This is a genomic window from Erythrobacter donghaensis (assembly GCF_001557325.1).
In the GTDB taxonomy this organism is placed as follows: domain Bacteria; phylum Pseudomonadota; class Alphaproteobacteria; order Sphingomonadales; family Sphingomonadaceae; genus Erythrobacter; species Erythrobacter donghaensis_B.
Map to the genome: position 1 here is coordinate 1 of NZ_LSJS01000056.1, position 6,805 is coordinate 6,805.

Genomic DNA, 6,805 nt, shown 5'->3' on the forward strand with positions numbered 1-6,805 from the left:
CTCCTGCGCATGGGCCGCGCCCGCCAGCAGGCTCATCGCGGCGGCCGAAGCCGAGCACCGCATCAATGTGATCGCACGCATTGTCCATCTCCCCTTGTTGTCGTGTTCTCGCCGCTCTTCCGGCGGCGGTTCCATCACGCAGATTAGCCGATTGCTCCCCTTTAGTCGCTATATATAATATAAATACGTTTTAATAAGGCAAGCCCGGCGCGAGTCACCACTCGGCAAGACTGCCGTCGGCGTGGCGCCACAGGGGGTTGCGCCAACGATGCGGGCTGGCGGCGGCGGCGCGGACGCGGGCTTCGTCAATGGCAATGCCGAGACCCGGGCCGCCGGGGATCACGAGGTGGCCATCCACCGGGGTCAGCACCCCCGGATCGGTCATGAACTCGAGCAGGTCGTGTCCGATGTTGTAGTGGATGCCGAGCGACATCTCCTGAAGCACGACATTGGGCGCGCAGCCGGCCAGCTGGAGGCAGGCGCCCAGTGCCAGCGGCCCGAGCGGGCAATGCGGGGCAACCGCCACGTCATGGGCCTCGGCCATGGCGGCGATGCGGCGGCATTCGCTGAGGCCGCCGGCGTGGCTGAGATCGGGCTGGATCACATCGACCGCGCCGGACTCCAGCAGCGGCCTGAAGTCCCAGCGCGAATAGAGCCGCTCGCCCATCGCGATCGGCGTCGCGGTGAGCGCGGCGATCTGGCCGAGCGCCTCGGCATTCTCCGATAGGACGGGCTCCTCGATGAACAGCAGCCCGAGCGGCTCGAGCGCGCGGGCGAGCTGCTTGGCCATCGGACGGTGCAGGCGGCCGTGAAAATCGAGCGCGACATCCATGCCCTCGCCTTGCGCCGCCTCGACCCGCGCGATCACCTCGGCAAAGCGCGGCGCGGCGAGCATCGCCATGTCGCCGGTCGCATTCATCTTGACCGCGGTGAAGCCCTGCGCGCGGCGCGCGGCGGCGGCAGCGGCGATGTCGTCGGGACGGTCGCCGCCGATCCAGGCATAGGCGCGCACCCGCTCGCGCACGCGGCCGCCGAGCATCTCGTGGGCGGGGAGGCCGTAATGGCGGCCCTTCCAGTCCCACAGCGCCTGGTCGAGCCCGGCAATCGCCGACATCAGCACCGGCCCGCCGCGATAGAAGCCGCCGCGATAGCAGGTCTGCCAGATGTCCTCGATGGCCCGCGGATCGGCGCCGATCACCCGGTCGCGGATCGCCTCGAAGGCGCCGACGACGGCCTCGCCATGCCCTTCCAGGCTCGCCTCGCCCCACCCGGCGCTGCCGTCATCGGCCTCGACCCGCACGAACAGCCAACGCGGCGGCACCAGAAAGGTCTCGATACGGGCAATCTTCATGGGGCGCGCACTTCGCTGCTGGCATTTGATTGAGTCTTATTTATAAGATAAATAATTCAAGGCAAGCGGCAAGGGAGCCAGAGGTTGATCGGCAGCTTCATCGGTGGGGAGCCATTCATCGCGGTCGATTGGGGCACGACCAACCGCCGCGCCTGGCGTCTCGGCCCCGATGGCGGCGCCGAGGCGGGGTGCGTGGATGAGGCCGGCGTCCTGACCCTCGGCCCGGACGACTTCGCGCGCGAGGTCGCCGCGCTGCGCGATTGGCTCGGCGATCTGCCGATGCTGATGGGCGGCATGGTCGGATCGAACCGCGGCTGGCGCGAGACGCCCTATGTCGCCTGCCCTGCCGATGCCCGGACGGTCGCCGAGGCGATCGTGTGGATCGACGCGCGCACCGGCATAATCCCCGGGGTCGCGCAGGAACGCCGCGATGCACCCGGGGTGATGCGCGGCGAGGAGGTGCAGATCATCGGCGCGCTCGCCAGCGGGCTGGTATCCGGGGATGCGACAGTCTGCCTGCCCGGCACGCACGCCAAGTGGGTGCGGCTGCGCGGCGGGCGGATCGCGGGTTTCTCGACCTGGATGACGGGCGAGATCTTCGCTCTGCTGGGCAAGCATTCGATCCTTGCGCCGCAGATGCGGGGCAAGGCGCAGACCGGCCCCGGCTTTGCCGCCGGTGTCGTCGCCTCGGCGGGCGGCGATCCGCTCGGCCAGCTTTTCGCCTTGCGCGCCGCGCACCTGCTCGATGCGCCGATGATCGACGGGGCTGGTTATGTCAGCGGGCTGTTGATCGGTGCCGAGGTGCGTGCCGGTCTGCGCGAGAGCGGGGGCGAGGTGCCGTCGTTGATCGGTCGGCCCGATCTCACCGCGCTCTACGCCGCGGCCATCGCGCAGGTGCGGGGCGAGCCTGCCGCAAGTGCCCCGGCGATCGACGGCAACGCCGCCTTCCGCGCCGGTTGCCGCGCGCTTCTGAAGGAATTCGCATGACCGAGGCCCCCGCCGCCGCCTTTACCCGCCATTTCGCCGCCTGCCCGCTGGTCGCGATCCTGCGCGGCCTTCCGCCCGAGGATGCCGTCGCGGTCGGCGAGGCGCTGGTCGCCGAAGGGATCACGATCATCGAGGTGCCGCTCAATTCCCCCGACCCCTTCACCAGCATCGCGCGGCTGGCGGCGCGGCTCGAGGGGCGGGCGCTGATCGGGGCGGGAACGGTGATCGCCATTGCCGACGTTGCCCGCGTGGCCGACGCCGGCGGCGGTCTGATCGTTGCCCCGGGCACCGACGCCGGGGTCATCCGGGCCGCCAAGGCAGCCGGAATGGCAGCTGCCCCCGGTTGCCTCACCCCCACCGAATGCTTCGCCGCACTCGAGGCCGGGGCCGATGCGCTCAAGCTGTTCCCGGCCGAGATGGCCTCGCCTGCTGTGGTCAAGGCGCTGCGGGCAGTGCTGCCGCGCGGCGTGCCGCTGCTGCCGGTCGGCGGAATCAACCCCGCTGCCATGGCCGCCTACCGCGCCGCCGGGGCCGACGGGTTCGGGCTCGGCAGCGCGCTCTATGCCCCCGGCATGAGCGCCGCCGAGGTTGCCGCACGCGCCCGCGCTTTCACCGCCGCGCTGGCGCAGAGGGAGACGCACGCGTGACAATCCGCCCCCCGATCCGGATTGCGATCATCGGCTACGGCAAGATCGCCCGCACCGAACACGCCCCCGCGATCGCCGCGCATCCGGGGTTCGAGCTTGTCGCGGTGGTCAGCCCGGGTGAGGTGGGGGATGCGCGGGTGCCGGTGTTCCCGAACCTTGCCGCCGTGCTCGAGGCGATGCCGGGCGGGCTCGACGCGGTGGCGATCTGCACCCCGCCGCGCGTGCGCCGCGCCATCGCCGCCCAGGCGATCGACGCGGGGCTCGCGGTGCTGCTCGAGAAGCCGCCGGCGACAACCCTAGGCGAGCTCGAGGGGCTGATCGCGCTGGCGCGCGCCGCCGGAACCTGCCTGTTCGCCGCCTCGCATTCGCAATATGCCCCCGCAGTCGCCCCGACCGCCGCGCTGCTCGAGGGCGAGCAGCTCGCCAGCCTTGCCATCGACTGGCGCGAGGACGTGACGAAGTGGCACCCCGGTCAGGAGTGGATCTGGGAGCCTGACGGGTTCGGCGTGTTCGATACAGGGGTCAACGCGCTCTCGATTGTCACCGCGATCCTGCCCGAGCGGCTCGAGCTAGAGGCGGCCGAACTGGTGATACCCGAAGGCAGGCAGGCCCCGATCGCGGCATGCCTGCGCTTTGCCGGGCGCGACCGCGCGGCACGGTTCGACTGGCGCGAGCAGGGCGAGGAGGCGTGGTCGATCCGCCTCACCACGCGCGCAGGCCGCTCGATCGCAATCGAGGGCGGCGGGGCGCGGCTGGTGGTCGATGGCACGGCGCATCCGCTCGGGCCCTTCGCGGAATATGCGGCGATCTATGCCCGCTTCGCCCGGTTGGTGCCGGCCGGCTCGCTTGCGGTCGACTGCGAGCCGATGCGCCTGCTCGCCGACACCGCGCTGATCGCGCGGCGGGTGACAGTTGCAGCCCGTGCGTAAGCCTCTGGATTGCGTCGCGGAGCGTTATCTGCAACCTTCGCAAAAAGACGAGAAAGGGGCTTCTCGCACATGATGAAGATGGAAACCGTCGGCTCGGGCCGGAACCTGACCTATGCGCTGCTCGATTCCGTCGGCAAGGCGATCGTGGTGGGCGCCTATGACGCCATTCCCTTCCCGACCGAGGCCGATCTTGCCAAGCAGTACGAGGTCAGCCGCTCGGTCACGCGCGAGGCGGTGAAGATGCTGACCGCCAAAGGCCTGCTGGCGGCGCGCCCGCGCAAGGGCACCAGCGTCCAGCCGACACGGGCCTGGAACCTGTTCGATCCCGACGTGCTGCGCTGGATGCTGGAACGCAAGTTCTCGCTCGATCTGCTGCGCCAGTTCAGCGAGCTCAGGATCGCGATCGAGCCGATGGCGGCGGCGCTTGCGGCAGGGACGGCCGATGCCAAGGGGATCGCGGCGATCGAGGCGGGCTACCAGCGGATGGTCGCGGCCGAGGCGGGCGACGATGATCCGCTGGAGGCCGACATCGCCTTCCACATCGCGGTGCTCGAGGCCTCGGCGAACCCCTTCTACGCGCAGTTCCGCGATGTCGTCTCTACCGCGCTCAGAACCTCGATCCGCTTCACCAACCGCTTCAAGGGCCGCACCGCGAGCCTGCCGCAGCATCGCGCGGTGCTGACCGCGATCGCGGCGCGCGATCCGGTCGCGGCGAAGGCGGCGATGCAGGCGCTGATCGAGGACGTGATGGCGCTGATCGCCGATGCCGAAGCGCGGGCCTGAGGCGCCTCACATCATCTGCGCATAGAGCCGGTTCACCCGCCGCTCGGCATCCTTCAATGCCGCATCGACCGGCTTTGCCCCGGTGATCGCCGCCTCGAGCTCCTCGCCGATCAGGCCCTGGACGGCGTTCTGGCGCTCGACATAACCGGGCAGCTGCCGCCCGGTGCGGGCGAGCGCAGCAATGTCGGCGCGGTGGGGGAGAGCGCGGAAGGCGGCGCTCTCGACCACCGGCGCGAAAGCGGGCAGCTGCCCGGTGCGCGACCAGTCGTAATTGTAGCGCGCAAGGAAGGCGAGGAAGCGCGCCATCGCGGCGCGTTCGGCGGGCGGGCGCGGCGCGGCGGGGACGACCCAGGCATGACCGTCGACGAACCCCGCCGCCTCGCCCCACAGCCGCGGGAAGGGGGCGACCGCGTAGTTGCCGTGGAGCGGCGATCCGGGCCGTGCCGCCTCGGCCTCGTAAGGCCCGAGCATCCATGTTCCGACCGGGAAGATCCCGCCCTCGCCCCGGATGAAGCTCGCCGTGGCGGCGGGGAAATCCTGGTTGAGGGTGGTGAGGCCTTCCGCGTTCAGCTGCCGCAACACGGTGACGATCGCGTGCGCTTGCGGCGTGTCGAGGCGGATGTGCCGCTCGTCCGGGAAGATCACCGCATCTTGCGCGAGCAGGTAGGTGTAGAGCAGCGCCACGTGGAAATCGGGCGCGCTGACCTGCGCCTGGATCAGGTAGGGCTTGCCGGTGCGCTGCTTGAACTGCCGCGCCTGCGCCAGCAGCTCCTCCGGCGAATTGGGCAGCACCGGCCTGCCGCCGCGCATCAGCCCGGCTTCGGCCATCAGCGCGGTGTTGATGTGCCACAGCCGCCCGATGGTGTCCCACGGCATCGCGTAGAGCCGGCCTTCCTTCTCCACCCCCGCGCGCGCGGCCGGGGTGAAGCTGGCCGGATCGATCCGCGCGCGCGCCAGCAGCGGCTCGACCGGCTCGATCAGCCCGCGCCCGGCATAGTCGGGGATCACCGACTGGTGCATCGTCACGAGGTCGGGCGGGTCGCCGGCCGCGATCTGCGCGGCGAGCTGCGGGTAGCCCGGCCATGCCACGACATTGACCTTGACGCGAATGTCGGGGTTCTCGGCCGCGAAGCGGTTGATGAGCGTCGTCAGAATCCCGCATTCGGTCTCGGCGGCGGCGACATCGGTGCTTTCCCCATAGGCCGCGCCGCATTCGCCGAAGAAGCGCTGGACGACGATCTCGGGCCGCTCGTCGGCAGGCGCGCAGCCCGCCAGCAGAACCGCGAAGCCGAAGGCGAGCGCCCGCACCCTCATCATCGCACCGCCGTCCCCGCCATCGCGCGCACGATCTGCTTCTGGAAGGCGATGTAGACGACGAGGATCGGGATCGAAGCGAACACGGCCTGTGCCATCAGGAAGCCCAATCCGCTGGTCTGCGCATAGTTCATCTGCGCCGAGGCGAGGCCGACGGTGAGGGTGAAATAGTCGCTCGTCGTCGCCGAGATCAGTGGCCACCAGTAGTCGTTCCAGGCGGCAAGGAAGGTGAACACGCCGAGCGTCGCCTGCGCTGGGAAGGTGAGCGGCAACAGCACCTTCCAGAACAGCGTGAAGCGCGATGCGCCGTCGAGCAGCGCCGCCTCGTCGAGCTCCCGGGGAATCGCGCGGAAATACTGGGTCATGAAGAACACCCCGAAGCTGCCGGTGAGGCTCGGCAGGATCAGGCCAGGGTAGGAATTGTGGAGGCCCAGCATCGCGAACAGCTGGTGACGCGGCAGGATCACTGCCTGCTCGGGCACGGCAAGACCCAGCAGCACGATCACGAACAGCGTGCGGCGGAACGGGAATTCGAGCCGCGCGAAGCCGTATCCGGCAAGACTCGACAGGACGAGCACGCCGATCGTCGCCCCGGTCGCGACGATCAGGCTGTTCGCCAGCCATTGCAGCGTCAGCGAGCCCTGGAGGATCGCGGCGTAGTTCTCGAGGGTGTAGGGCGCCGCGAAGGCCGCGCCGCTATCGGCCATCAGCGCTGCGTTGCTCTTGAAGGAGAGGAGCAGCGTCCACATGGGGTAATCGCGGGAAGCGAGTCGCCCCCTTCAGCAGGACATGGA

At 69.8% G+C, this 6,805-nt stretch carries 7 protein-coding genes; 4 read left to right on the forward strand and 3 right to left on the reverse strand.

From position 1 onward, the window contains the following. Nucleotides 1-214 precede the first annotated feature (214 nt). Complete coding sequence (gene dgoD, locus AX692_RS02325) at nucleotides 215-1,351, reverse strand: galactonate dehydratase (RefSeq protein ID WP_073973829.1); 1,137 nt, start codon at nucleotides 1,349-1,351, stop codon at nucleotides 215-217. 84 nt (nucleotides 1,352-1,435) lie between these two features. Here dgoD and AX692_RS02330 point away from each other — a divergent pair, with 84 nt between their 5' ends. The 4 genes from AX692_RS02330 to AX692_RS02345 all read left to right on the forward strand — a co-directional run bounded on the left by AX692_RS02330 (nucleotide 1,436) and on the right by AX692_RS02345 (nucleotide 4,697). Beyond that, nucleotides 1,436-2,338 carry a 2-dehydro-3-deoxygalactonokinase gene (locus AX692_RS02330; RefSeq protein WP_073973828.1) on the forward strand — a complete coding sequence of 301 codons (903 nt, stop codon included), beginning with the start codon at nucleotides 1,436-1,438 and terminating at the stop codon, nucleotides 2,336-2,338. Beyond that, nucleotides 2,335-2,985 (forward strand): 2-dehydro-3-deoxy-6-phosphogalactonate aldolase, encoded by a 651-nt coding sequence (locus tag AX692_RS02335; protein ID WP_073976991.1) that lies wholly within the window; start codon nucleotides 2,335-2,337, stop codon nucleotides 2,983-2,985. Before AX692_RS02330 ends, AX692_RS02335 begins: the two co-directional genes overlap by 4 nt. Continuing rightward, nucleotides 2,982-3,914 carry a Gfo/Idh/MocA family protein gene (locus AX692_RS02340; protein ID WP_073975004.1) on the forward strand — a complete coding sequence of 311 codons (933 nt, stop codon included), beginning with the start codon at nucleotides 2,982-2,984 and terminating at the stop codon, nucleotides 3,912-3,914. The genes AX692_RS02335 and AX692_RS02340 overlap by 4 nt, the downstream gene beginning before the upstream one ends. Before the next feature lie 69 nt (nucleotides 3,915-3,983). Beyond that, nucleotides 3,984-4,697: a FadR/GntR family transcriptional regulator gene (locus AX692_RS02345; protein WP_073975005.1), complete on the forward strand. Its 714-nt coding sequence runs from the start codon at nucleotides 3,984-3,986 to the stop codon at nucleotides 4,695-4,697. A 6-nt stretch (nucleotides 4,698-4,703) separates the two neighbouring features. Here the strand turns inward: AX692_RS02345 and AX692_RS02350 are convergent, their stop codons facing one another. Further along, nucleotides 4,704-6,014, reverse strand: a complete 1,311-nt coding sequence (locus tag AX692_RS02350; RefSeq protein WP_196490080.1) for an ABC transporter substrate-binding protein — start codon at nucleotides 6,012-6,014, stop codon at nucleotides 4,704-4,706. Next, complete coding sequence (locus tag AX692_RS02355) at nucleotides 6,011-6,760, reverse strand: carbohydrate ABC transporter permease (protein ID WP_081095081.1); 750 nt, start codon at nucleotides 6,758-6,760, stop codon at nucleotides 6,011-6,013. Before AX692_RS02355 ends, AX692_RS02350 begins: the two co-directional genes overlap by 4 nt. Nucleotides 6,761-6,805: the final 45 nt, after the last annotated feature.